Origin of the sequence: Kineosporia sp. A_224 (assembly GCF_002198655.1) — a bacterium.
Lineage (GTDB): Bacteria > Actinomycetota > Actinomycetes > Actinomycetales > Kineosporiaceae > R-H-3.
Window position 1 is genome coordinate 25,590 of sequence record NZ_MWLN01000099.1, and the last position, 24,197, is coordinate 49,786.

The window sequence follows — 24,197 nt, forward strand, 5'->3', positions numbered from 1 at the left end:
AGGCCCGGGGCAGGGCCTGCGCGGGCCCTGCGCGGCCCGCGAAGGGACCGCCATGATGCCGACTGCGGTTCACCGGGGGAGACCCGGGTGACGCGAGTGCGACCGGCGTCCCAGCAGGCACGTCAGGCGCGTGCTGCGCCCCGGGCCCGCTCGTCATGAGGAAGACCGCCGAGACCCGCAGGCTATCAGTCACGACGGGACGCCCCCGCTGATGTGACGTGCGGCATGCCCGGCGCGGACGGCGTCGCTGCGGTGCCGGGGAGGCCTTGCGTCCCAAGGATCTTCGCGTAGACCGCGAGGTAGTCGGTGACCATCCGGTCGGCGCCGAACCGGGCCGCGGCGCGGTCGCGGACCGCCTGCCGGTCGAGCCGGACGGCACGCTCGACGGCCGCGACCGCCGCCGCGGCGTCCGCCACGACGAACCCGGTGACCCCCTCGTCGACGACCTCGGGCATCGAGCCGCGTCGGTAGGCGACGACGGGGGTGCCGCACATCATCGCCTCGACGACCGAGAGCCCGAACGGCTCCTCGAAGTCGATCGGGTGCAGCAGCGCCGCGGCGGCGCCGAGGATGTCGGCGCGCTGCTGCGGGCCGACCGACCCCAGGTACCGGACGCGGTCGCCGTCGACGTACGGCTCGACCTCCTCGCGGAAGTACCTGTCGTCGTGGACGATCCCCGCGACGACGAGCCGGCGCCCGGCGGCGCGCGCGATCCGCACCGCCTCGCCCGTGCCCTTGTCGGGGTGGATCCGGCCGAGGACCACGAGGTCCTCGCCGCCGGCGGCGGCGAACGGGAGCAGGGTCTCGTCGACCCCGTGGTGCACGGTCGCCGCGTAGTCGAGGTCCGGGTGCCGGTCGGAGTCGGAGATCGAGACGAGCGCGGACCGGGACGCCCTGTAAGCGGGCAGGATCGCCGGCCCGCCGAAACCGTGCACCGTCGTGACGAGCGGCGCCGCGCACAGCCGCTCGAAGGCGAGCGGGAGCCAGTCGAGGTGGCTGTGCACGACGTCGAACTCCCGCGCCCGGCCGAAGGCGTGCGCCACGTGCAGCGCCTCCTGGACCCGGCCGTCGAGGGCCGGGTCCTGGGCGTAGCCGTGCGGCACGACGCCGTCGAGCGCGGCGCTCGTCAGGGAGTCGAGCGTCGCGAACAGCGTGACGTCGACCCCTTGTGCGACAAGGCCTTCCGCGAGCAGGCTCGCGACCTGCTCCCAGGGGCCGTAGTGCTCGGGCGGGCTGCGCCAGGCGACCGGCGCGAGCACCGCGACCCTCACGTGAAGGAGGCCGGGACGGCGACGTTCTCGAGCGTGCCGGTCTCGTCCGGGACCTGCTCGTCGGTGACGACGTACACGTGCGACGCCTGCCACGGCCCGGGGCCGACGACGACCCGGTGGCCGACGCCGATCACCCCGACCCAGCGTCGTCCGTCGAGGTCGCCGCCGCGCAGGACCAGGTGCCGGTCCTGGGTCTCGTACGTCCGCGGTGCCGTCACGTCAGGCCTTCCCCGCCGGGGCGGTGCGCCCGTTGTCGGCGGTGTCGCGGGCCAGGTCGGGGACGACGTCCGGGATCACGACACCGAGCGGCTCGACGGCGTCGGTCGTGAGCGGCGGCACCTCACTGGCCCGGTCGAAGAAGCGGAGCAGCTCGACCGGGAACGGCATGACGAGCGTGCTGTTCTTCTCGGCGGCGACGTCGACGACGGTCTGCAGCAGCCGGAGCTGGAGCGCACCGGGGGTGTCGCCCATCGCGCGGGCCGCCTGGGCGAGCTTGGTCGAGGCCTGGAACTCGCCGTCCGCCGCGATGACCCGGGCGCGACGCTCCCGCTCGGCCTCGGCCTGGCGGGACATCGAGCGCTTCATGCCCTCGGGCAGGGCGACATCCTTGACCTCGACGCGCTCGATGTGGAGCCCCCACGGGCCCTCGGTCGGGGCGTCGATGACGGCCTTGAGCTCGGCGTTGATGCCCTCGCGGTCCGACAGGAGGGTGTCGAGGTCGACGCGGCCGATCACCGCGCGCAGCGAGGTCTGCGAGACCTGCGAGACGGCCATCGGGTAGTTCTGGACGTTGATGATCGCCTTCACCGGGTCGATGACCCGGAAGTAGACGACGGCGTCCACGGTGAGGGTGACGTTGTCGCGCGTGATGGCGCCCTGCGCCGGGATGCCCATGACGACGGTCTGCATGGAGACCTTCGTGAGCTTGTCGGCGATCGGGACGATGAGCTGCAGGCCGGGTTCGCGCAGGCCGGGCTGCAGCTTGCCGAAGCGCAGGACCACCCCGCGCTCGTACTGCTGGACCATGCGCACGCTCGCTGCGAGAAGCAGCAGCGCGACCACGACAATGATGCCGAGAACGACGGGAACGACCATGACGAGTCCTCACGTCCGCGGGGCGGACGGTTCGCGACGCACGGGGGAGCGGCCGCAGCTGCGGCGCCTCCGTCACCGAGGTCCTGAGTGACACCTTCACCCTACGCCCCGGGTGCGAACCGGGGCCGGGGCCTGTCGCCCGGGCCGCTGCGCCGGCGTCGAACAGCAGTCCCGGTGGTCGGTTGCCTGCAGTACGGTGATCGACATGGTCTCGGAGCCGGTCGCCGGGGTCGACCACCCGTCGACGGCCGCGCAGCTGCGTCAGTGGTTCCCGGACGACGACGCGTGCATCGAGTACCTGGCGCGGCTGCGCTGGCCCGACGGGTTCGTCTGCCCGGCGTGCTCGGGTCGCGAGTACTGGCGGACCGGGGCCGGGCTGTGGATGTGCGCCGCCTGCTCGCGCAAGACGTCGGTGACGTCCGGGACGCTGTTCCACCGCTCGCGGTCGCCGCTGACGACGTGGTTCGACGCGATCTGGTTCGTCACCTCCTCGAAGGAGGGGATGACGGCCGCAGCGCTCCAGCAGCACCTCGGTCTCGCGTCGTACGAGACCGCGTGGTCGTGGCTGCACCTGATGCGCCGCGCGATGGTCCTTCCGGACGGTGAGCTCCTCGGCGGTACCGGCGTCGAGCAGGTCGAGGTCGGTGAGGCGTTCCTCGGCGGGGTGACCCGCGACCTGCCCGGCGCGACGACGCTCGAGGTGCCGGTGATGATCGCCGTCGAACGGCTCGGGCCGCGGCGGCTCGGCCGGGTGCGGCTGGAGACCACCCGTCACCCGGGCACGCTCGAGGCGCTGCACTTCGCGGCCCGCGTCGCCGAGCCGGGCGCGACGGTCGCGACCGACGGCTCGCCGAAGTTCCGCCGGCTCGCGCTCATGGGGTTCGAGCAGACGTGCGTCCCCGGGTTCGAGGAGCCGGCTGCCGGCCGCATCCTTCCGGGGCCGCGGCAGGTCGCCCTGCAGCTCAACCGCTGGATGATCGCGGGGATGCGGTACGGCGTCCGCGAACGGCACCTGCAGGGCTACCTCGACGAGTTCATGTTCCGGTCCGGCCGACGGACGGCGGTCTCGAGGGGACTGCTCTTCTTCCGGCTCATGGAGCAGGCCGTGAACGGCGGGCGGCGTCCTAGGGAGCGGTAGGCGCGTCGCGCCGTCCGCCGAGCACGCAGAACTCGTTGCCCTCCGGGTCGGCGAGGACGACCCAGGACGCGTCGCCCTGGCCGACGTCGACGGGCCGGGCGCCGAGGTCGAGCAGGCGACGGACCTCGTGCGCCTGATCGGCGTCCGTCGGGGTGAGGTCGACGTGGAGCCGGTTCTTGAGGGTCTTGGGCTCGGGGACGTGCGCGAAGGTCAGCGTCGGTGCTGCGCCTCCGTGCGGCGCCGGGGCGCCGATCGTGACGACGCCGCCGTCGTCCTCCTGGATCTCGTAGCCGAGCACCGCGCACCAGAACCGGGCCAGGCGGCGGGGGTCGGCGCAGTCGACCGCGAGGTCGGTGAACCTGCTGGTCATCGCGTGCCTCCTCGTACGAGCTGCTGACTTCAGTCACTGTAGATTCGAACATACGTTCGACAAATGATCAGGATCGCGATAGTCTCGGATCATGGTCGAGCGGGTGTCGCAGTGCGCGGTCGGAGTCGGTGACGCCGGCCTCGCCGAGCTGCCGGTGGACCCGTTCGGTGAGGAGATCCGCTGGACCGCAGCGGATCTGCTGGAGTGCCCGGTTGGGGGCGAGGAGCTGCAGCGCGTCCTGGCCGCTGAGCGGGCGGCCCGGTTGGTCGACGACTGGTGGGCGGATCCTGGTGCGGCGCGGCGGGACTGGGATGCCGACCTCGCCCGGTTGTCCGCGCTGGTCGTTGCCGATGATCGGCGGGACGTGGTCGAGCGGCGGGCCGTCCTCGACGGTGCGCCGGGTCTCGGGTCGTTCGCGGCGGCGCTGGAGGTCCTCGACGGGGCGGCGGCGTGGACGCCGGAGCAGGCCGCTGTGGAGGGGTTCGTCGACGAGCTGGAAGACGGTGCGATCTCGGGGTTCGCGGCGGCGCGGCGGGTGGAGAACCATGCGCTGTGGCTGCAGGTCGCTCTTGCGGCGAAGGTCGTCCGGGCGTTCACCGGGCGTACCCCGTCGTTGCCGCGCCGGACCCGGTCAGGGCGGCTGCTGACGGACGACCAGGACGCCCTGGTCGACGGGTCGGTCGCGCTCGAGCTCGCGGTCGCGGCCGGGATCACCCAGGGCAGGGCCGCCGCCCTGGTCGACGCCGCGACCGCGCTCGTCATCGACCAGCGGTTGCCGCTGACGGCGCAGGTCCTGGAGCAGGGCCGGCTCGACTGGCCGCGGTTGCGGATGGTCGTGTCCCGGACCCGGGCGCTGACCGTCGACGCCGCGCAGGCCGTCGAGCGGCTGGTGTACGCGACACCCGCGGTGCTGGACGGGGGCACTCGCCGGTTCGACACCGCGCTGACTGCCGCGGTCCTGGCGGTGGATGCGGACGCGGAGGCCAAGCGCCGCAAGCGGCTGCGCAGGGGCCGCCGGGTGAGCATCCAGACCACCGACGACGGTGCCGCCCTGTTCACCGCGGTCGGGCCGGGTGAGGCGGTCACCGCCGCGTACAACGGCCTGGACGCCGCCGCCCGTTACCTCAGGCAACACGGCGACCCACGGACCCTGGACCAGCTCCGCCACGACCTGTTCGTCACCGGCTGCACCAGCGGCTACCTCCCGGTCCCCGCTGACATCCTGCCGGTCCCGCCCGGGTGCGTCCCCGACGGCTCGACCACTGCGGCGCCCGGCTCGGTGGTCACCGGCCAGACCGGCCAGACCGGCCAGACCGGCCAGACCAGCGCGACCGGCGCGACCAGCAACGCGGCCGCCGGCGCGGCCGCCATCGACACCACGGCCAGTGCCGGAAGCACCGACGAGCAGACAGTGCCCGAGTGGTTCACCACCACCTGGCCCGACGTCCAGGTCGCCGTCAACGTCACCGTCTCCGCCGAGACCCTGATGGGCCTGGTCAACGACCCCGGCACGCTCCAGGGGTACGGGCCGATCCCGGCGGATGCGATCCGCGACCTCGCGAAGAACGGTGTGTTCCGGTGTCTGGTCGTCGATGGCGAGCACGGCACGGTGCTGGGGGTCGGGAAGAACACGTTCACGCCCGGGTACGTCGCGAGCGAACGGTTGAAGCTGCTCATCGAGCACGCGTTCCCGACGTGCACCGCGCCGCACTGCGAGAAGCCCTCGTGGCGCTGCGATCTCGATCATGCGACGCCCTACGCACAGGGCGGAGCCACATGCTCATGCACCGTGAGACCGCTCTGCAGACCGTGCCATCGACTCAAGACCGCCGGACTCCTCGTGCCGGAACAACGCCACGACCCCGCCGACCCACCCGGCACCACCACCTGGACCACCCGCACCGGACGCGCCTACACCGCACTCCCCCACACGCCGCTGCCGCACGCCCTGATGCCGCACGCTGTGGTGCCGGCCGCCGGCGTCGGTCGACCGCGGTCGGCTCGTTCGGTCGAGGACCCACCTCCGTTCTAGGCCGACTCCGCTCCGGGTCTGCTTGCGGCCGGGCCCGCCGGTGCCGGGACCGCGGTTCCTGATCTGCGCGTTCCTGATCTGCGCGTTCCTGATCTGCGCGTTCCCGATCAGCGCGTTCCCGACCTGCTTCCCTCCGGGTCGCGGAGTCCCTGCGTCGGTGTCGATGAGTCTGCCGTCATCTGTAAGTCTCAGCCGGGCACGGACATCGCCATCCACGAAGGAGCCGGGGACATGGGACACATCGACATCGAGCTTTTCGCCACCCTCGACCTCGTCGGGCAGGCGCCGGGCGGTCCCGACGAGGACCCGGACGGGTTCGCGTTCGGTGGCTGGCAGGCGCCACTCATGAACGATCTGTCGGGCGCGCAGGTCGCGGCCGCGTACGAGGGCACGGACGCGCTCCTGCTCGGCCGCCGGACCTACGACATCTTCGCCGCGTACTGGCCGCACCAGAGCGGCGCGGAGGACTCGATCGCCGCGCTCTTCAACAGGGTCCCGAAGTACGTGGCGTCCCGCGGCACGGCCGACCTGTCGTGGGCGGGGTCCTCGCAGCTCGGAGCGGACCTGCCGGCGGCCGTCCGCGAGATCCGGGACCGGCACGAGCAGGTCAAGGTCGTGGGCAGCCTCGACCTCGTGCAGACCCTGCTGCGTGAGCAGCTGTTCGACCGGCTCGACCTCTGGCTGCATCCCATCGTGCTCGGCGTCGGCAAGAAGGTGTTCGACGGCGGCGCGGTGCCGACGAACGTCAAGCTCCTCGACGCGCCGGTGGCGAGCCGGAACGGCGTCGTGCTGCTCCGCTACGGCCGCGCCGAGGGCACTCCCGCCACCGGCGACATGACCGCGCCCGAGCGCTGATCGGCACGACGACCAGCTCGGCGATCGGCACGAGGACCAGCTCTCACGAGACCCTCGGCGGAAGGGATGCGCTCAGACCGTATGGGGTGACCGCCGTGTAGGTGGCGGTTGCGGGCCGGGGCCTCGCTCACGCAACTTCGTGGGTTGCCGGGCAGTGGTCGCTGCCCGGCCTATCCGACATGCGTGGGAGGCCCCGGTGTTCATCGAGCGTACGAGTGTTGGCCTGGACGTGCACGCACGATCGATCTCGGCCGCCGCGATCGACGGCTTGACCGGTGAGCTCGTCAAGGAACGACTGGTCCCGGTCCCGGACCTGGTCCTGGAGTGGTTGGCCCGCCGACCCGGCCCGGTCGCAGTGGTCTACGAGGCCGGCCCGACCGGGTACGGGCTGGCCCGCACGATCCGCGCCGCGGGGATCCGTTGCGAGGTCGCCGCGCCCTCGAAGGTCCGGCGGGCGGCCGGGGACCGGGTGAAGACCGATGCCCGGGACGCGCTGCTGCTGGCCCGACTGCTGCGGATGGACGAGATCACCCCGGTACGGGTCCCGACGGTCACCGAGGAAGCAGCCCGGGACCTGGTCCGGGCCCGCGAGGACACCCGGGTCGACCTGCTGCGGGCCCGGCACCGGGTCTCCAAGCTGCTGCTTCGCCATGGGCACGTCTACTACGGCGGGAACGCCTGGACCGGCAAGCACGACCGGTGGCTGCGCAGCATCCGCTTCGACCAGCCCGCAACCCGGGCCGCGTACGAGGCCGACCTGGAAGCCGTCGGGTTCGCCGTCGCCCGCCGCGACCGGCTCGAGCAGATGATCGGGCAACTGGCCGCCGACAGCGAGTTCACCCCGGTCGTGCAACGCATCTGCTGCCTGCGCGGGGTTTCCACCCTGACCGGGTTCGCTCTCGCGGTCGAGGTCGGCGACTGGACCAGGTTCACCGGCGCCAGCATCGGCGCCTACCTCGGGCTGGTCCCCACCGAACACTCCAGCGGCGGATCCCGCCGCCAGGGCGGCATCACCAAGACCGGCAACAGCCACGCCCGCAGGCTGCTCATCGAGGCCGCCTGGCACCACAAGGCCCGCTACGTCGCCGGCGCCACCATGCGCCGACGCTGGGACGACGCCCCACCCGCCGCCCGCGCCCGGGGCCACGAAGGAAACCAGCGGCTGCATCACCGCTGGACCCAGCTCGCGGCCCGGAGCAAGCCCCACACCGTCGCCAACACCGCCATCGCCAGGGAGCTCGCCGGCTGGTGCTGGTCCCTGGCCACCCTCACCTGACAGACCGGCACACCACAAGATCCCGAGTCGCCACGGCAACGGCTGCGCGCAACGCGAGGAGCACACCCGCGCTTGGGCTGTGAGCACCCCACCCGGCACCCACCGGGCAGGGCACGCTCGACCTCAGACCCGCGAACCAGCTCCCGCCGAACACCGCCCTGCGGTAACCAACCCGCGAATATCAGCATCGACCGCGCCGTCGACACGACACGCTGCGCACGCCGAACCCACCGACACGGGCCACAGAAAGCGAGGCGCCGCCGGACAACCACCCGGCGGCGCCTCGCCATGCCACTTGACAAGCCAGACCTACATATCAGCCCAGCTGGAACGGGTCGCGCGTACCGCCGGTGAGCTCGACGAACACCGATTTCGCCTCGAGGTACTCGTCGACCGCCGTCACACCGTTCTCCCGGCCGATGCCCGACAGGCCGTAGCCGCCGAAGGGCATGTTCGGCGCGACGACCCGGTAGGCGTTGACCCAGACCGTGCCGGCGCGCAGCCCGGCGGCGACCCGGTGGGCGCGGTGCACGTCCTTGGTCCAGACCGCACCGGCGAGGCCGTACGGGGTGTCGTTGGCGAGCGCCAGCGCCTGTGCCTCGTCGGTGAAGGTGTACGCGGCGAGCACCGGGCCGAACACCTCCTCGCGCACCACCGTCGCGCCGGGATCTGCGACGACGACCGTCGGGCGGACGAACAGGCCGCCGAGGTCGGCGTCCGGCCCGCCGCCGCAGGCGATCGTCGCGCCCTCGGAGCGGGCACCGTCGAGGTAGCCGAGGACCTTCTCGTACTGCGGGCGGTTCGCGACCGGGCCCATCTCGGTCTCCGGCTGCGTCGGGTCGCCGAGCCGGATCGACTCGGCGCGGGCGACGACCTTCTCGAGGAGCGCGTCCTTGACGCTCTCGTGGACGACGAGCCGGGACCCGGCCATGCAGGTCTGGCCGGTCGCGGCGAAGACGCCCGCGACGAGGCCGTTCGCGGCGGCGTCGAGGTCGGCGTCGGGGAACACCACCTGGGCGCTCTTTCCCCCGAGCTCGAGCGTCACCCGGTTGACGTTCGCGACGGCGGCCTGCGCGACCTTGACCCCGGTCGCCGTCGACCCTGTGAACGCGACCTTGTCGACGCCCCGGTGCGCCGCGAGCGCCTCACCCGTCGAGCGGTCCCAGCCGGTGACGACGTTGAGCACACCCGCAGGAAGCCCCGCCTCGTGGAGCACCTGGGCGAACGCCACCGTCGACGCCGGCGAGTGCTCGGACGGCTTGACGACGCACGTGCACCCCGCGGCGAGCAACGGTGCGAGCTTCCACGTGAGGAGCATGAGCGGGGAGTTCCACGGCGTGATCGCCGCGACGACCCCGACCGGCTCGCGCACCGTGTACCCGAAGTAGGCCGGGTTGACCGGCGGCACGGTCCGGCCCTCGAGCTTGTCGGCGAGCCCGGCGAAGTACGAGTACCAGGTGCCGAGGCTCCGCAGCTGGCCGAGCATCTCGCGCAGGAGCTTGCCCGAGTCGCGCACCTCGAGCAGCGCGAGCCGCTCGGCGTTCGCGGTGATCGCGTCGCCGAGCCCGCGCAGCACCGCGGCCCGGTCGAAGCCCGTCATCCGGCCCCACGGGCCCTCGAACGCCGCACGCGCCGACGCGACCGCGCGGTCGACGTCCGCCGGGCCGCCGTCCGCGAGCACCGCCCATGGCCGGCCCGCGTACGGGTCGAGGGACTCGAACGTCCGGCCCGACGCGGCGTCCACGACCTCGCCGTCGATGAACAGTCCGAACCGTTCGAGCGGGGTGTCGGCGGACATGCGGGCTCCTCGTCGTCGAGTCGTCGCGGTTGCGGCGGAACGCTAGCGGCAGAACGGATGCAGCGGAACGGGTGCGGCAGAACGGGTGCATCGGAAGGGACGGCGCTCAGCGCCCGAGCAGGTCGAGCGCCGCCTCGGCGACGGAGACTGCGTCGATCCCGTGCAGCCGGTACGCGTCCTGGACGCTGCTCGACCGGCCGAAGTCGGTGACGCCGAGGCAGCGGATCCGGTCTCCGCGCACCCCGGCGAGGAATGCCAGCGTGTGCGGGTGCCCGTCGAGCACCGTGACGAGCGGCGCCGGGTGCGCGGCCGGCAGCAGAAGGTCGCAGACCGCCGACCCGGTGCCCGCCGCGCGGCTGCCCCGCTGCTGGAACGACCGGAAGACGAGATCGGCGCTCGTGAGGCAGACGACCCCGGCCGTGACACCGGCGGTCGCCAGGGTGTCCGCGGCGGCGAGCACCTCGGGCGTGACCGCGCCGACGCCGACGAGCGTGACGTCGTCCGCCGCCGGGTCGTGCGCACTCAGCCGGTAGCCGCCGGCGACCGCCTGCCGGCGCCGCCGTTCGAGGAGCGCCGGGTCGTCGGGCAGCCGGGCGAGCGCCGGGTCGACCGGCCGGGTCGAGAGCCGGAAGTACGCCGACGTCCCGCCCGGGACGCCGACCCGCGACATCGCGTGGAGGAAGCACCACTCGAGGTCCTGCCCGAACGCGGGCTCCCAGGCGACGCAGCCCGGCTGCTCGAGCCCGATCGACGGCGTCGTGATGCTCTGGTGCGCGCCGCCCTCCGGGGCGAGCGTCACGCCGGACGGCGTCCCCACGAGGATCGACTGGCCGCCCGCGTAGATCCCGAACGACCACGGTTCGAGGGCGCGCGAGACGAACGGGTCGTAGAGCGTCGCGACGGGGATGAGCCGCTCGCCCCAGCGCGACCACGTCGCCCCGAGCTCACCGAGCAGCCCGACGAGGTTGACCTCCGCGATGCCGAGCTCGATGTGCTGCCCGGTCGGCACCTCCGCCCAACGCAGCACCCGCTCCGCGTCGTCCGCGAACCAGTCCCGCCGCTCGCGCACGGCCCAGACACCGGTCTTGTTGATCCAGCCGCCGAGGTTCGTCGAGGACGCGACGTCCGGGCTGCACGTGACGACCCGGGCCGCGGTCGCCGGGGCGTCCCGGACGAGGTCCGCGAGCAGCCGCCCGAGCGTGGCCTGGGTGGAGAGCACCGAGCGGTGCGGCCGCCCGAGCGAGGTCGGCACGTCGACGTGCCCGGACGGCGTCACCGGCTCCCGGCGCAGCGCCCGGCCGCGCGCGGCGCACAGGAGCGCGTCCGGGCTGCCCGGCGGGAAGGGCGCGAACGGGTCGTCGGCCGCGGCGCCGCAGGCGTCGGCCAGGGCGCTGAGCTGCGCCTCGTTGAGGAGCACCGAGTGGTTGTTCGGGTGGCCCTCGGTCGGCAGCCCGCGGCCCTTGACCGTGTAGGCGAAGACGACGGTGGGCCGGTGGGTGTCGACCTCGCGGAAGGTGTCGACGAGCAGCCCGAGGTCGTGGCCCCCGAGGTCGCGGACGGCGGACGCGAGGTGCGCGGGCGACAGCGACCCGAGCAGCGCGCGCAGGTCCGCCGACCCGCCGCCGGCGAGCAGCCGCTCGACGACCTCGGAGGTGTCGACCCGCAGGATCCGCTGGTACTCCTCGTTGGGCATCGCCTCCAACCGGCGCCGCAGCTCCGCTCCGCCCGGCTTCTCGAAGAGCGCGCTGACGACCCGGCCCCACTTGAGCGTGACGACCTGCCAGCCGGCGGCCGCGAACATCCCCTGCAGCCGCTCGATCTGGATGTCGGGGACGACCCGGTCGAGCGACTGGCGGTTGAGGTCGACGACCCAGAGCAGCTCGCCGAGGCTCGCGACGGCCGGGTCGGCGACGGCCTCCCAGATCGCGCCCTCGTCGAGCTCGGCGTCCCCGAGCAGGCTGACGAACCGCCCGGCCTCCGGCGCCGTCGGCACGTGCGAGCGGACGTAGCGGTGCGCCATCGCCGCCCACAGCGCCGCCGTCGCCCCGATCCCGACCGACCCCGTCGAGAAGTCGACGGTGCCCGGGTCCTTCGTGCGGCTCGGGTACGACTGCAGGCCCTTCGCGGTGCGCAGCGTCGGGAGCCAGGAGGCGTCGAGATCGCCGAGGAGGTGGTTCACCGCGTGCAGGACGGGTGAGGCGTGCGGCTTCACCGAGACCCGGTCGAACCGGGTCAGCTCCGAGAACCAGAGCGCGACCATGATGTCGACCATCGACGCGGACGACGCCTGGTGGCCGCCGACCTTGACCCCGGTCGGGTCCTTGCGCCGGTTCGCGGCGTCGACGATCGCGGTCGCGAGCCAGAGCACCCGCCGGGAGATGCGGCGGAGCAGGTCGACGTCCACGGTCTGCCCGCCGGACCGGTCAGCGAGCCGGTCAGGGTCGGTCTGCGTCATCGGCGTCCTCGCTCCCCGGGCAGGTGTGCCTTCCGCGGAGCAGTTTGCACCGCCGTCCCAGGAGAGCGCGGATCGTGGCCCGCGGCGATCGCAGAACGAGACGCGTCACGGGGTGTGGAGCGCGATGACGCCCTGCACGGTGACGTGGGCGAGCAGGCCCAGGGCGGCGACGACGGCGAGCGCGAGGAGCACCTTGAGGGCAGGGCGGAGCATGGCGGGTCCTTCCGGAGAGGGTCGGGGACGGCGGTGCAGGAGGGTCACCGATGCAGGAGGGTCACCGGTGCAGGAGGGTCACCGGTGCAGGAGGGTCACCGGTGCAGGAGGGTCACAGGTGCAGGAGGGTCACAGGTGCGCGAGGCTGTCGCGGATCGTGAGCCGCGAGGCGCGGGACGCCGCGGCCCAGCCGGCCGCCGCGGCGCCGACGAGCGCGAGCGCCGCCCAGGTCGCGACCCCCGGCGCCGACACGGTGAACGGCAGCGGCAGGTCGAAGGTCAGCTCGCCGACGAGGCGCTGCACGCTGCGCGAGACCGGCAGCGCGGCGACCGCGCCGAGCGCTCCGCCGAGGAGCCCGATGGCGAGGCTCTCGGTGAGGACGAGGCGCCGGATCGTGCCCGGCCCGGCGCCGAGCGTCTGCAGGACGCCGTACTCCCGCGTCCGCTCCGTCACCGAGATCGTCATCGCGGACGCCAGCCCGAGCACCCCGACGACCGCCATGAGCAGGGCCAGCGCGACGAGGGTGTCCACGAAGATCACGACGTGCTCGTCGACGGCGCTGCGCAGCTCGCGGCTCAGGGTCGTCGAGTCCGTGCGGTACCCCGCGGCGGCGAGCACGTCGTGATCTTCGTGGACACCCTCGTCGCGCTGGCCCTGCTCATGGCGGTCGTCGGGGTGCTCGGGCTNCGGCCGAGGCCCCGCCGTCCGAGGCCCCGCCGGCCGAGGCCCCGCCGTCCGCGGTGTAGACCGTCGCCGGCCCGCCGACCTCGGCGACGATCCCGACGACCGTCCAGGTGCTCGCCCGGCCCTCGACGGCGACCCGCACGTCGGACCCGACCGCCGGGTCCCCGAGCCGGGCGGCGGCGCCCTGGTTGAGCACGACGCCCCGGGTGTCCCCGGCCGCGAGCCAGCGGCCGTCGAGCACCTCGAAGCCCACGGCCCGGGTGTCGGGCGGCAGCGCCGTGACGACGAACCGGCCGTGACCGCCGTCCGGGTAGGTCCGCGACACCTCGACCCGGCCGTCGGCGGTGGCCGGGGTCGCAGCCACGGTGCGGACGGTCTCGGCGAGCGTGACCCCGTCCGTGCCCGCGGCGACGACCCGGACGGCGTCCGCCGGGGCGGGCCGCGCCAGCCGCAGCTCGGCGGTGTACGCGCGGCGGGCGAGCCCCTGGTCGACCCAGGCCTGCCAGGCGGCGGCCGTGTTGAGCCCGGTGCCGAAGAGCGCGCCGCCGGTGGCGAGGAGCGCCAGGGTGAGCGCGAGCCGGGTCCGGCGACGGAGCATGTTGCGCAGCGCGAGGTCCGTCCGGCCGCCGAGGCGGATCCGGGCGACCCAGCGGTCCGAGCGCCGGGTCCCGGCCCGGTCGTCGGCACCGTGGTCGTCGATCGCCGACCGCACCGACATCCGGGCCGCGCGCGTCAGGGGGACGAGCGCCACGAGGACCGGGACGACGAGACCGGCGATCGCGAGCGCGACGAAGACCCGGGCCGGGACGGCGCGGGACACGACGTCGATGTTGAGCAGGCCCGCGACGAGGCCGACGAGCCCCTGCCCGATGACGAGGGCCGGGCCGACGGCGAGCAGCGTCGCGACGACGGACAGCCCGACCGGGGCCGCCAGGTACATCCGCAGCACCTGACCGTTCGTCGCGCCGACCGTCTTGAGCGCACCGATCTGCCGGGTCTGGCCGGCGAGCATCCCGCCGAGGGTCGTCGCGACGAGCACCGCGGCGAGCACGAGCGTCGCGACCGCGAAGCCGAGGAACAGCCCGGTGATCGTGTCGGTCTGGTTCTGGTGCGGGTGCCGGTACGGCGGGACGTCGACCGCGTGCACGGTCCGGCCCTGCGCGCCGAACCAGCGCACGAGGTCCGCGGCCACCGCCTCGACCTGCACCGGGTCGCGGACGACGCGGCCGGACGCCGGGTCGCCGACGACGACCTTGAGCAGGTCCGGCGTCGACCGGTGGCCGAGCGCGGCCGCCGTCGCCGGCGTGACGTAGGCGTACCCGGTGCGTTCCTGCGCCGCCGGGGCGAGCGCGGCGTCGTAGACGGTGCCCTCGACGCGGAGCGTGACGAGGGCGCCGTCGGCGCCGGCCACCTCGAGCCGCCCGCCGGGGCGCACCCCGAGGACCGGCTGCGCCGCGCGCTCGACGAGCGCCGACCCGGCCGGGGCGGGCCAGCGGCCGGCGTCGAGCCGGAACCGGGAGATCCGCAGCGGGTCGTCGTCCGGGACGACGAACAGCAGCATCCGCCGCCACCCGCCGTCCACCCGGGCCCGGGTCTCGATCGTCTCCCGCACCGTCGCGTCGAGGACGCCCGGGCGCGTGCGCACCTCGCGCAGCAGCGCGGCGTCCACGCCGCCGTCGACGTCGACCGTCGCGGAGGCCGGCGCCGTCGACGCGTACGCCGCAGCCGCCTCGCGCATGACGACGGTCCGGGCGACGAGCATGGCGCCGACCCCGGTCAGCGCGACCGTCACCGCCACGACCATGAGCCCGACCCGGCCACGGGTGACCCACAGGTCGCGGAGCGTCTTGATGGTCCGCGGGCGCGCTGCCAGCAGCCGCGTCGCCGGCAGTCGCGTCGCCGGCAGTCGCGTCGCCTGCAGGCCCTTCATCAGCGGCGGCTTCACCGCCGGACCCGCCCGTCCGCGAGGACGACGCGACGGTCGACGACCGCCGACACGTCGCGCTCGTGGGTGACCATGACGACCGCCCGGCCCGCCGCGGCGAGCCCCGCGAAGACCCGGAGGACGTCGTCCGCGGTCGCCGAGTCGAGGTTGCCGGTCGGCTCGTCGGCGAGCAGCACCGGCGGGTCGTTCGCGAGCGCCCGGGCGATCGCCGCGCGCTGCTGCTGGCCGCCCGAGAGCGCGGCCGGCAGCTTGTCGGCCTGGTCGGCGATGCCGAGGCGGTCGAGCAGGTCCAGCGCGGTCGCGCGGCGGCGGCGCCGGGGGACGGTGTCGCACAGGTCCATCGGGAGCATGACGTTCTCGGCGACCGTCAGCGTCGGCAGCAGCTGGAAGAACTGGAACACCAGTCCCACGCTCCGCCCGCGCCACGCGGCCAGGCGGCGTTCGGGCAGCGCGTGGACCGCCGTCCCGGCGACCCGGACCTCGCCCGACGTGACCTGGTCGATCCCGGCGAGCAGGTTGAGCAGCGTCGTCTTGCCGCTGCCGGAGCGCCCGACGACCCCGACGAACTCGCCGCCGCGGACCTGGAGGTCGACGTCGGCCAGTGCGGTGAAGTCACCGGCCGGCGTCCCGTAGACCTTGCACGCCCCGCGGACGTCGACGAGCGGTTCGTCCCGGGGGACCGTTTCGACGGACATGGCACCGCACCCTTTCCCGAACAATCTGTTCAGGAACGGATACTGTGTTCAGGACACCGAGAGCGTCAACAACCACATCACCGCGCCCTGTCCGGTTCCGGACACCCCTGTCGGAACCGGCCACGAACTCCCCCACGAACTCCCCCACGAACTCCCCGGAGGTCACCCGTGCCGGACGTCGCCGCCGACCGCCGCGTGCGCCGGACGCGCGCCGCGATCCAGCGGGCCCTGCTCACGCTCATGGCCGAGAAGGGCTACGAGGCGGTCACCGCGACCGACATCATCGAGCGCGCGGACATCGGCCGGTCGACCTTCTACACGCACTTCTCGGACAAGCAGCACGTGCTCTACGACAGCCTCGACGACCTCGGGGACTTCCTCCGCGACCAGCGGCCCGGCCACGACGGGGTCCTCGGCTTCGGGCTCGCCCTCTTCGAGCACGTCGACGAGCAGCGGGACCTGGTCCGGGTGCTGCTCGGACGGCGCGGCGGTCACGTCGTCCAGGACCGGGTCGCCCATCTGCTCGCGGAGCTCGTCCGGGAGGACCTCGCACCTCTGGCGGCGGCCGCCCCCGACGTCCCGCTCGACCTGGTCGTCACCGGCGTCGTCGGCACCTACCTCGCACTGCTGCGGACCTGGGCCGACAGCGGCACGACGTGGACCCCGGCCGAGATGGACGACGCCGCGCGCCGGCTGCTCGCGCCCGGGCTCGCGGCCCTGCTCGCGCCCGTCACTGCGTGAGCCCCGTCACCGCGTGAGCCTGGTCAGCGCATGAGCCCGGTCAGCGCATGAGCCCCGGTCAGCGCATGAGCCCCGGCAGCGTGTGCGGCTCGGTGACGACGACCCGGGCGAGGTCGACGAGCTTGCGGTTGTGGGTGCGCGCGGAGGTGCGGAGCAGCTCGAAGGCCGCGTCGACGCCGATCCCGTGGGTGCGGGCCAGGGCTCCCTTGGCCTGCTCGATGACGACCCGGCTGTTGAGCGCGTGCTGGAGCTGCTCGGTGAGCACCTCGCCGTGCCGGATCGTCTTCTCCTGGAGCAGGCCGATCGTCGCGACGTCCGCGAGGGCCTGGACGATCTTCACGTCCCCCGGCTCGAGCGACCCGGCGTCGGTGCCGAAGAGGTTGAGCGCCCCGATGACCGTCGAGCGCAGCCGCAGCGGCAGCGCGTGCACCGACCGGAACCCGGACGCCGCGGCCCGCGGCGCGAAGGTCGGCCACCGGCTCTCGGCGTGCGCGAGGTCGGCGTTGACGACCGGGGTGCCGAGCGTGAACGCGTCGAGGCACGGGCCCTCGTTGTGCTGGATCTGGAACAGCTCGAGGAGCCGGGTCTCTTCGTCGGACGCCGCCATGAACTGCAGCCGGCCGCGGCCGTCGTCGAGGAGCAGGCCGACCGCGGGCACGGCGACGAGCTCGGACGTCCGGGTCGTGATCATCTGGAGGAACTCGATGACGTCGAAGTCGTCCACGAGGGTGTCGGCGACCTCCACGAACACCTCGGCGAGCCGTGCCGGTGCAACCGTGGCCATCAGGGCCTCCCTCTGTCATCGATGCTAGGTGCGGGAACGTCCTTGTACCCGGTCATGCGGTGTCCGGTTCGAGCCGGAGCCGGCCCTCGACGACGTCGCGGGCGACGTCCAGGAGGGGCCGGTCCGCGGCGTAGGCGTGCCCGCGCAGGCGGGCGAGCGCGTCGACGAGGGAGACCCCGAGGTCGACCATCGTCATGCCCTGCGCCTGGTAGACGACGTAGTGGCCGTCGACGACACCGTCGAGGCCGCCCGGCTCCGCGGCGGCGCTCACGGCGCCCTGCGCGTCGAGCAGCGCCTCCACGGTGACGTCAGCGAAGGCCAGCGCGAGCCCGGTCGCGGGCGCCGAGAGCTCACCGGCCTCGGCGCGGTAGACGTCGAGGGCACCGAGGCGGGCGGCCCCGACCTGCAGCGGGAACGAGAACACCGCCTGGACGCCGGACGCGAGGGCGGCGGCCGTGTACGCGGGCCAGCGGGTCGAGGCGACGGCACCGAGGTCCGGGACGAGCACCGGCCGGTGCTCGTGGAACGCGTCGACGCACGGCCCCTCGCCGAGGGTGAACTGCAGGGTGCCGAGGGAGTCGGTGAGCGTGTCGGAGGCCTTCGCGACGGCGAGCACGCCGGTGTCGGTCATGAGGCTCACCCCGACCCCGGTCGCCGGCAGCGCGGTCACGGCCGCGGAGCACATCCGGCCCAGCCAGGTGCGCACGTCGGCGGCGACGTCCCCCGCCGGGGCGACCCGGGGGAGCAGGTCGCGGACGACGGCCAGGTCGTCCTGGTGGCTCTCACCCACGCGACTGACCCGCAGCAGAGCGACAGCCGCGCATGACCGCCCCCGACCGCTCCGGTCCTGCTGTCGACGGGCCGACCGGACGGGGGCCGCGTCGTCCTGGGGACGAGCACACCGAGGCTACCGCAGCGACAGCAGCGGGCACCGGAACGGGTCGGCGTCCCGGTGGCCGACGGCGTCGAGGTAGCGGGCGACCCGCACGTACGCCTGCAGCAGGGTCGTCTCCTCGTAGCGCACGTCGTGCCGGCGGCAGTGCGCCTGCACCAGCCCCCGGGCCCGGGCCAGCGCCGGGCGCGGCATGCTCGGGAAGAGGTGGTGCTCGACCTGGTGCTGCAGGCCACCGAGGAAGAACCCGACGACCCGGCCGCCGCTGACGTTGCGCGAGACGAGCACCTGGCGCCGCAGGAAGTCGGGCCGGGCGTCGGCCGGGACGATCGGCATCCCGATGTGGTTGGGCGCGAACGCGCCGCCGAGCAGGGTGCCGAAGACCCCGACCTGGACGGCGAGGAAGACAGCCGCGCGTCCCGGCGGCAGGAGCAGGAACAGCGCCGCGACGTAGCCGCCGAGCCGGACGGCGAGCATGGCCGCCTCGAGCGCCCGCTGCCGCATCGGCGCCGGGCTCACGACCCGGGCGACGCTCTGGACGTGCAGGTTCACGCCCTCCAGCGGCAGGACGGCGAAGAACCACCAGCCCTGCCGGCGGGTGACGGCGGCGGCCCACCCGGTGCGGGTGGCGGCCGTCGCCGGGGTCAGCGCGACCGGCCCGGGACCGATGTCCGGGTCCCGGCCCTCCTGGTTCGGGCCGGAGTGGTGGCGGTTGTGCTTGTGCTGCCACCAGCCGTAGCTGAGGCCGGCGAAGACCCCGGACACGATGCGGGCGGCCCACTCGTTCCAGCGCGCGGACGCGAAGACCTGCCGGTGCGCGGCGTCGTGCCCGAGGAAGCCGAACTGCGCGCACACGAGGGCGAGCGCCGGGGCGAGCAGGACGACGAACCACGAGTCCCGCAGCAGGACGACGCCCGTGCAGACCGCGACGAACGCGAGGACCGCGACGGTGAAGGCGGACCAGTAGAAGCCGTACCGGCGGCGCTGCAGCCCGGCGGCGCGCACCGCCCGGGCCAGGTCGGCGTAGGTGCTCACGTAGGCGTCAGCCGGGCGCGACCGCGCCTGCTGGACGGGCTCGGTGGTCGACATGCCTCTCCTCGGGTCCGGCGTCGCGTCGGCGCCACCGGGGTCCGGGGTGACGCGTTCGAGGCTACGGGGCGGCCCGCCCGGCGCCAACCGGCGGCGGTCACGACCGCTCGGGTCCGGCCGCGGCCGGTGACGAAAGCCGCTGCGCGCACCCGCGCGCCCGGACGTAGGCTCGACGGGACGGTCATCCTGCGTCCCGGCCGACCGGGGTGACCGGCCGACCGCGACGAGTCCCGCCGCAGGCGCACGACGAGCGCGCCCGACGGGCGGGGAGAGAAGCCGACATGGAGCACGCGAACCCGTTCGACGGCCGGCCCTGGGTGGCGAGCTACGCGGCCGGTGTCCCCGCCGACGTCGAGGACCCGGGCGAGACCCTGCCGCAGATGCTCATGACGAGCGCGGACCGCTGGGGCGGCCGCACGGCGCTGGACTTCTTCGGTGCGACGACGTCCTACGCCGACCTCGCGGACACCGTCCTGCGAGGGGCCGAGGCGTTGCGCCGGCTCGGGATCGGGCCGGGCGACCGGGTCGCGCTCATGCTGCCGAACTGCCCGCAGCACGTCGTCGCCTTCTACGCCGTCCTGCGCCTCGGCGCGGTCGTCGTCGAGCACAACCCGCTCTACACGGCCGACGAGCTGCAGCACCAGCTCGCCGACTCCGGCGCGACGACGGCGATCTGCTGGGACCTCAAGGCACCCACCCTCGTCGCCCTGCAGGGCCGCACAGCGCTCGAGCGGATCGTGGCCGTCGACCTGACGACGGCGCTGCCGTGGCGCAGCCGGCGCGCGCTGCGCCTGCCCCTGCGCCGCTCGCGCGAGGCGCGGGCGGCGATGACCGGACCGGTGCCGGCCGGCGTGGAGCGCTGGGAGCACCTCGTCGCCGCCGCCGGCCCGCTCGACCCGGGCCACCCGCAGCCCGGCCCCGACGACACCGCGCTCCTGCAGTACACGACCGGCACGACCGGGCTGCCCAAGGGCGCCGTCCTCAGCCACCGGAACCTGCGCGTCAACGCGGCCCAGGGCCGGGCCTGGATGCCGGGGCTGCGCGACGGCGAGGAGACCGTCTACGCCGTCCTGCCGCTGTTCCACGCGTACGGGCTCACGCTCTGCCTCACCTTCGCGATGAGCATCGGCGCGACCCTCGTGCTCTTCCCGCGGTTCGACGTCCCCCAGGTGCTCGCCGCGATGCGCCGCCGGCCCGCGACGTTCCTGCCCGCCGTCCCGCCGATCTACCGCCGCGTCGCGGAGGCCGCCGCCGAGCAGGGCGTCGACCTCACGTCGATCCGGTGGGCGATCTCGGGGGCGATGGCACTGCCGCCGGACGTCGTCGCGCTCTGGGAGCAGGCCACCGGCGGGCTGCTCGTCGAGGGCTACGGGATGACCGAGACCTCCCCGGTCGCGCTCGGGAACCCGGCCGCGCCGACCCGCCGCCCCGGCACCGTCGGGGTGCCGTTCCCCTCGACCCGGATCCGCGTCGTCGACCCGGACGACGCGACGACGGACCGCCCCGCGGGCGCCGCCGGCGAGCTGCTCATCCACGGGCCGCAGGTGTTCGGCGGCTACTGGAACCGGCCCGAGGAGTCGGCGGCCGTGCTGCTGCCCGGCGGCTGGCTGCGCACCGGGGACGTCGTCGTCGTCGACGAGGACGGGTTCGTCACGGTCGTCGACCGGATCAAGGAGCTCATCGTCACCGGCGGGTTCAAGGTGCACCCCTCCGAGGTCGAGGCGGTGCTGCGCGATGTCGCCGGCGTCGCCGACGTGGCCGTCGTCGGCGTCCGCGGGCCCGAGGGCGAGGAGGTCGTGGCGGCCGTCGTCACCGAGCCCGGTGCCGTCGTCGACGTCGCCGAGGCCCGGGCCGCCGCCCGCCGGCACCTCGCGGCGTACAAGGTGCCGCGCCGGGTGGTGCTCGTCGACGAGCTGCCCCGTTCCCAGCTCGGCAAGGTGCTGCGGCGCGTCGTCCGGGAGCGGGTCGAGGCCTCGGAGAAGGCCGCCGCCGGGCAGTGACTCCCGGACCGGCCGGGCCGCTCAGGTGAGCGCGCCGACCCCGAGCCCGACGCCGTAGGTGACCGCCATCGCGAGCGCCCCGACGCCGACGTTGCGCAGGACGGCGGGCCCGCGCCGCGCGCCGCCGAGCCGCGCGCTCACCGACCCGGTGACCGCGAGGGCGACCGCGACCGCGAGGAAGCACGCGACCACCCGCCACGACGGGCCGACGAGGAGCATCACCGCGAGCGGCAGCGACGCCCCGCTCGCGAACGCACCCATCGAGACCCAGGCCGCCTGGCCGGCGTTGCTCAGGTCCGTCGGGTCGATCCCGAGCTCCGCGGACGCGTGGGCGGTCAGCGCGTCGTGCTCGGTGAGCTCCCGGGCGACCTGGCTCGCCGTGGCCTCGCTGAGGCCCTTGCCGCGGTAGATCCCGGACAGCTCGGCCAGCTCCTCCTCGGGCAGCGTCGCCAGCTCGGTGCGCTCCTTCGCGAGCAGCGCGCGCTCGGTGTCGCGCTGCGCGCTCACCGACACGTACTCGCCGCCCGCCATGGACAGCGCCCCGGCGACCAGCCCCGCGACCCCGGCGACGAGGATCGCCTGCCGGTCCGTCGTGGCGCCCGCGACACCGGTGACGAGGCCGGCCGTCGAGACGATGCCGTCGTTGGCGCCGAGGACGCCCGCCCGCAGCCGGTTGAGCCGGCCCGACGCGCCCCCGGCGTGCGGTTCACCGCGGTGCGCCGCCACGTCAGCCCGCCAGCCCGGCCAGCAGGACCGCCTTGGTCACGTGCATCCGGTTCGCGACCTGCTCGAAGACGAGGGACCGGTCGGCGAACACCGAGGGGCTCACCTCGGCGCCGTCGAGGTCGAGCTCCTCGTGCACCCGGCGGCCGAGGGCGCTGTCCGTGCCGTGCACCGCGGGCAGCGCGTGCATGAACGCGGTGCCCGGCTTGCCGGAGAGGTCGAGCAGCTCGTCGGTGACGCGGTACGGCAGCAGCCTGGGCAGCCGCAGCGCCCAGACCTGGGTGGACTCGCCGAGGTCGACCCAGCCGTGGCCGTAGACGAAGTCGGCACCGCGCACCGCCGTCCGCGGGTCGGTCGTCACGGTGAGCCGGGCCCCGCTGGCGGCCGCGAGCCCGCGGGCCTCGGCGAGGACGTCGTCCGGCGGCTCGAGCCCTTCGGGCGCCGCGATCCGCACGTCCATGCCGAGCAGCGCGCCGGTGACGAGCAGGGAGCGGGCGACGCTGCGCCGGCCGTCGCCGACGTGGCACACGGTGATGCTCCCGACCGGCACGTCCGGTGCGACCGTGGTCATCGTCAGGACGTCGGCGAGCACCTGGACGGGCTGCCACAGGTCGCTGCGGCCGTTCCACACCGGGACGCCTGCGGAGTCGGCGAGCTGCTCGGCGGCGCCGTGGTCGTGGCCGTGGAAGGCGATGCCGTCGAAGATCCGGCCCAGCGCCCGGGCGCTGTCCTGGACGCTCTCCCGGGTGCCGAGCCGGGCCCGCTCGGGGCCGAGGTAGGTGACGTGGGCGCCCTGGTCGTGCGCGGCGACCTCGAAGGCGACGCGGATCCCGGTGGACGCGCGCTCGAAGAGCAGGGCGATCGTCCGGCCCGCGAGGAGCGGGACCTCCGAGCGGGTCTGCTTCGCCGCGCGCAGGGTCCGGGCGCGCTCGACGAGGCTGAGGGCGGCGGACCGGTCGAGGTCGAGGTCCCGGAGCAACGAGCCCGGGTGGCGAAGGGGCGCTGTGGCGGTCCCACCGGTGGACCGGGACCCGCGGTGCAGGGTGGGGCCGTTCATGCGGTGCCTGCTTCCGTGCCGGGGTCACCGGCGGTGCGGTGCTGCGGGAGGAGCGTGACCGCCGGGACGTCGTCCAGGTAGGCGAACGCGTCGGTGAGGCCCGTGAGGCTGAGCAGGCGCCGGACCTGCGGGGGCGGGTTGACCAGCCAGAACCGGTCCGTGAGCCGGCGGCGGGCCGCGACGAGCGGCCGCAGCCCGGCGCAGTCGAGGAAGGTCACGGCACCGAGGTCGAGTACCAGGTGCCGGACGGGCTGCTCGTCGGTGGCCGCCGCGAGGAGCGCGTCGTCGAGCTCGGCCGCGGTCGCGATGTCGATGTCGCCGCTGGCCCGCACGAGCGACCACTCACCGGGCGACACCTGGGCAGAGGCGACCGGGGGGTGCCGGGTCCGGGGTGGCCCGGTCGGGAACGACGGGGTCGGGATCGCTGGTGCCATGAGGGCCTCGGAACCGCACGTCGGGGAAGTCGGACGTGCGCTGCCGGGGTCCTGGGCGGCGCGAAGAACGGGACGGCGACGGCGGCCGGGAACAGGTCGTCGTCACGTGGTGCCCGCAGCGATCACGCTACGCCTGCTTCGTCCTCACGTCACTGGGTCGGACGGACCTGAGGGGAGTGACCTTCCCTGCGCCGGAGCGCCCGGGGAACTGACGGGGCGAGCACAGCACCGCGTGGAGCAGCGCGTCAGGGCGGACGTTCTTGCTGACGACGGCCACGGCCCCGGCGTCCAGGGCGGCCCGCTGCTCGGTCGTCGTCATGGCCGCGGCGTGGACGACGACCCGCACGCCCGGCCGGTCGGCGGCGAGCCGGCGGCACAGGTCGACGCCGAGACCGTCGGGCAGCCGGTCGTCGAGGACCGCGACGTCCGGGTCGGTGCCGACGACGGCGTCGTACCCGCGGGCGACCCCGGACACCGCGGCGAGCACGTCGATCCCGGCCGCGCGCATCGCCGCGACGAGCTGCTCACGGACGATCGCGTCGTCCTCGACGAGCACGACGCTGCGGGCGTGGGCCGCCGCCAGCGGGTCGACCCGGGATGGTTGCATCGGGGCCACGATCCTCGCCCCGGCGGCCTGTGGGGCGGGACCA

General features: G+C 74.4%; 21 protein-coding genes and 1 pseudogene. 6 read left to right on the forward strand and 16 right to left on the reverse strand.

Annotation, left to right across the window (positions count from 1 at the left end):
• Nucleotides 1–185: 185 nt before the first annotated feature.
• From EDJALFJO_RS08015 to EDJALFJO_RS08025, 3 genes are read right to left on the reverse strand one after another with little or no spacing between them, the layout of a single operon-like run.
• The gene (locus tag EDJALFJO_RS08015) at nucleotides 186–1,271 is read right to left on the reverse strand and encodes a glycosyltransferase family 4 protein (protein WP_088283956.1); all 1,086 of its coding nucleotides are present in this window, start codon (nucleotides 1,269–1,271) and stop codon (nucleotides 186–188) included.
• Nucleotides 1,268–1,489: a hypothetical protein gene (locus EDJALFJO_RS08020; RefSeq protein WP_088283958.1), complete on the reverse strand. Its 222-nt coding sequence runs from the start codon at nucleotides 1,487–1,489 to the stop codon at nucleotides 1,268–1,270. The genes EDJALFJO_RS08015 and EDJALFJO_RS08020 overlap by 4 nt, the downstream gene beginning before the upstream one ends.
• 1 nt (nucleotide 1,490) lies before the next feature.
• Complete coding sequence (locus EDJALFJO_RS08025; protein WP_088283960.1) at nucleotides 1,491–2,366, reverse strand: slipin family protein; 876 nt, start codon at nucleotides 2,364–2,366, stop codon at nucleotides 1,491–1,493.
• Between the two features lie 205 nt (nucleotides 2,367–2,571).
• On the opposite strand from EDJALFJO_RS08025, the gene EDJALFJO_RS08030 reads away from it, so the two are divergent.
• Complete coding sequence (locus EDJALFJO_RS08030) at nucleotides 2,572–3,504, forward strand: IS1595 family transposase (RefSeq protein ID WP_143448376.1); 933 nt, start codon at nucleotides 2,572–2,574, stop codon at nucleotides 3,502–3,504.
• Here EDJALFJO_RS08030 and EDJALFJO_RS08035 read toward each other — a convergent pair.
• Nucleotides 3,491–3,874: a VOC family protein gene (locus EDJALFJO_RS08035; protein WP_088283964.1), complete on the reverse strand. Its 384-nt coding sequence runs from the start codon at nucleotides 3,872–3,874 to the stop codon at nucleotides 3,491–3,493. The two genes, EDJALFJO_RS08030 and EDJALFJO_RS08035, sit on opposite strands and share 14 nt — an antisense overlap.
• A 91-nt stretch (nucleotides 3,875–3,965) precedes the next feature.
• On the opposite strand from EDJALFJO_RS08035, the gene EDJALFJO_RS08040 reads away from it, so the two are divergent.
• From EDJALFJO_RS08040 to EDJALFJO_RS08050, 3 genes are all read left to right on the forward strand, one after another.
• On the forward strand, nucleotides 3,966–5,906 hold the full coding sequence (locus EDJALFJO_RS08040) for an HNH endonuclease signature motif containing protein (protein ID WP_088283966.1): 1,941 nt from the start codon (nucleotides 3,966–3,968) through the stop codon (nucleotides 5,904–5,906).
• Between the two features lie 231 nt (nucleotides 5,907–6,137).
• Nucleotides 6,138–6,761: a dihydrofolate reductase family protein gene (locus EDJALFJO_RS08045; protein ID WP_088283968.1), complete on the forward strand. Its 624-nt coding sequence runs from the start codon at nucleotides 6,138–6,140 to the stop codon at nucleotides 6,759–6,761.
• A gap of 196 nt (nucleotides 6,762–6,957) precedes the next feature.
• Complete coding sequence (locus EDJALFJO_RS08050) at nucleotides 6,958–8,037, forward strand: IS110 family transposase (RefSeq protein ID WP_088283970.1); 1,080 nt, start codon at nucleotides 6,958–6,960, stop codon at nucleotides 8,035–8,037.
• A gap of 316 nt (nucleotides 8,038–8,353) precedes the next feature.
• Here EDJALFJO_RS08050 and EDJALFJO_RS08055 read toward each other — a convergent pair whose 3' ends face one another.
• The 5 genes and pseudogenes from EDJALFJO_RS08055 to EDJALFJO_RS08075 all read right to left on the reverse strand — a co-directional run bounded on the left by EDJALFJO_RS08055 (nucleotide 8,354) and on the right by EDJALFJO_RS08075 (nucleotide 15,827).
• Nucleotides 8,354–9,835 (reverse strand): aldehyde dehydrogenase, encoded by a 1,482-nt coding sequence (locus tag EDJALFJO_RS08055; RefSeq protein WP_088283972.1) that lies wholly within the window; start codon nucleotides 9,833–9,835, stop codon nucleotides 8,354–8,356.
• Between the two features lie 106 nt (nucleotides 9,836–9,941).
• Entirely contained in the window at nucleotides 9,942–12,290 is a 2,349-nt protein-coding gene (locus tag EDJALFJO_RS08060; RefSeq protein WP_088283974.1) for a pyruvate dehydrogenase, read from the reverse strand.
• Between the two features lie 342 nt (nucleotides 12,291–12,632).
• On the reverse strand, nucleotides 12,633–13,121 hold the full coding sequence (locus tag EDJALFJO_RS36315; protein ID WP_088283976.1) for an FtsX-like permease family protein: 489 nt from the start codon (nucleotides 13,119–13,121) through the stop codon (nucleotides 12,633–12,635).
• A 69-nt stretch (nucleotides 13,122–13,190) separates the two neighbouring features.
• Nucleotides 13,191–15,117, reverse strand: a pseudogene (locus EDJALFJO_RS36320) (ABC transporter permease); the annotation flags it as partial.
• An 11-nt stretch (nucleotides 15,118–15,128) separates the two neighbouring features.
• The gene (locus EDJALFJO_RS08075; protein WP_088283980.1) at nucleotides 15,129–15,827 is read right to left on the reverse strand and encodes an ABC transporter ATP-binding protein; all 699 of its coding nucleotides are present in this window, start codon (nucleotides 15,825–15,827) and stop codon (nucleotides 15,129–15,131) included.
• A gap of 168 nt (nucleotides 15,828–15,995) precedes the next feature.
• On the opposite strand from EDJALFJO_RS08075, the gene EDJALFJO_RS08080 reads away from it, so the two are divergent.
• Complete coding sequence (locus tag EDJALFJO_RS08080; RefSeq protein WP_088283982.1) at nucleotides 15,996–16,568, forward strand: TetR/AcrR family transcriptional regulator; 573 nt, start codon at nucleotides 15,996–15,998, stop codon at nucleotides 16,566–16,568.
• Between the two features lie 58 nt (nucleotides 16,569–16,626).
• Here EDJALFJO_RS08080 and EDJALFJO_RS08085 read toward each other — a convergent pair whose 3' ends face one another.
• The 3 genes from EDJALFJO_RS08085 to EDJALFJO_RS08095 all read right to left on the reverse strand — a co-directional run bounded on the left by EDJALFJO_RS08085 (nucleotide 16,627) and on the right by EDJALFJO_RS08095 (nucleotide 19,333).
• Complete coding sequence (locus EDJALFJO_RS08085) at nucleotides 16,627–17,352, reverse strand: GAF and ANTAR domain-containing protein (protein ID WP_088283984.1); 726 nt, start codon at nucleotides 17,350–17,352, stop codon at nucleotides 16,627–16,629.
• Between the two features lie 52 nt (nucleotides 17,353–17,404).
• Nucleotides 17,405–18,142: a GAF and ANTAR domain-containing protein gene (locus EDJALFJO_RS08090; RefSeq protein WP_143448377.1), complete on the reverse strand. Its 738-nt coding sequence runs from the start codon at nucleotides 18,140–18,142 to the stop codon at nucleotides 17,405–17,407.
• Nucleotides 18,143–18,259: 117 nt separating this feature from the next.
• Nucleotides 18,260–19,333 (reverse strand): acyl-CoA desaturase, encoded by a 1,074-nt coding sequence (locus tag EDJALFJO_RS08095; RefSeq protein ID WP_088283987.1) that lies wholly within the window; start codon nucleotides 19,331–19,333, stop codon nucleotides 18,260–18,262.
• 281 nt (nucleotides 19,334–19,614) lie between these two features.
• Here EDJALFJO_RS08095 and EDJALFJO_RS08100 point away from each other — a divergent pair, with 281 nt between their 5' ends.
• Nucleotides 19,615–21,333 carry a long-chain-fatty-acid--CoA ligase gene (locus tag EDJALFJO_RS08100; protein WP_088283989.1) on the forward strand — a complete coding sequence of 573 codons (1,719 nt, stop codon included), beginning with the start codon at nucleotides 19,615–19,617 and terminating at the stop codon, nucleotides 21,331–21,333.
• A 21-nt stretch (nucleotides 21,334–21,354) separates the two neighbouring features.
• On the opposite strand, the gene EDJALFJO_RS08105 is transcribed toward EDJALFJO_RS08100, so the two are convergent.
• The 4 genes from EDJALFJO_RS08105 to EDJALFJO_RS08120 form a co-directional block, all read right to left on the reverse strand.
• Nucleotides 21,355–22,059, reverse strand: coding sequence for a VIT family protein (locus EDJALFJO_RS08105; RefSeq protein ID WP_088283991.1), 705 nt, complete (start codon nucleotides 22,057–22,059; stop codon nucleotides 21,355–21,357).
• Nucleotide 22,060: 1 nt separating this feature from the next.
• Nucleotides 22,061–23,113 carry an ornithine carbamoyltransferase subunit F gene (locus EDJALFJO_RS08110; RefSeq protein ID WP_088283993.1) on the reverse strand — a complete coding sequence of 351 codons (1,053 nt, stop codon included), beginning with the start codon at nucleotides 23,111–23,113 and terminating at the stop codon, nucleotides 22,061–22,063.
• Complete coding sequence (locus EDJALFJO_RS08115; RefSeq protein WP_158220336.1) at nucleotides 23,110–23,469, reverse strand: STAS domain-containing protein; 360 nt, start codon at nucleotides 23,467–23,469, stop codon at nucleotides 23,110–23,112. The genes EDJALFJO_RS08110 and EDJALFJO_RS08115 overlap by 4 nt, the downstream gene beginning before the upstream one ends.
• Before the next feature lie 205 nt (nucleotides 23,470–23,674).
• Complete coding sequence (locus tag EDJALFJO_RS08120; RefSeq protein ID WP_088284024.1) at nucleotides 23,675–24,154, reverse strand: response regulator transcription factor; 480 nt, start codon at nucleotides 24,152–24,154, stop codon at nucleotides 23,675–23,677.
• Nucleotides 24,155–24,197 lie beyond the last annotated feature (43 nt).